The sequence below is a fragment of the Tritonibacter sp. SIMBA_163 genome (genome assembly GCF_046535935.1).
GTDB lineage: Bacteria > Pseudomonadota > Alphaproteobacteria > Rhodobacterales > Rhodobacteraceae > Epibacterium > Epibacterium scottomollicae.
Map to the genome: position 1 here is coordinate 1 of NZ_JAWJBP010000525.1, position 268 is coordinate 268.

At 57.8% G+C, this 268-nt stretch carries 1 protein-coding gene; it reads left to right on the top strand.

Annotated features, from left to right (window positions below; translation table 11 throughout):
• On the top strand, window positions 1-268 hold a 268-nt coding region (locus R0J92_RS23385), incomplete at both ends, for a gamma-glutamyltransferase (RefSeq protein ID WP_411053433.1).

Sequence of the window (268 nt, forward strand, 5' to 3'; positions counted from 1 at the left end):
TTAGAAGCTTCGCGGCTTGCCTTTGCTGATCGGGGTCGCTACATCGCTGACCCTGATTTTGTTGATGCCCCCGGCGGTGACTGGTCGCTGATGCTGGCCCCTGATTATTTGGGTAAACGCAGCGAACTCATCGGTGAAAAGAGCATGGGCGAGAGCGCGGAGCCCGGTAACCCGGGCGAGCTAGCGGTGAGTTTTGCCAGCCAGCCTGAACAGCCCGAGTACGGCACAAGTCATATCAGTATTGTCGATGCGGTCGGCAATGCGATTG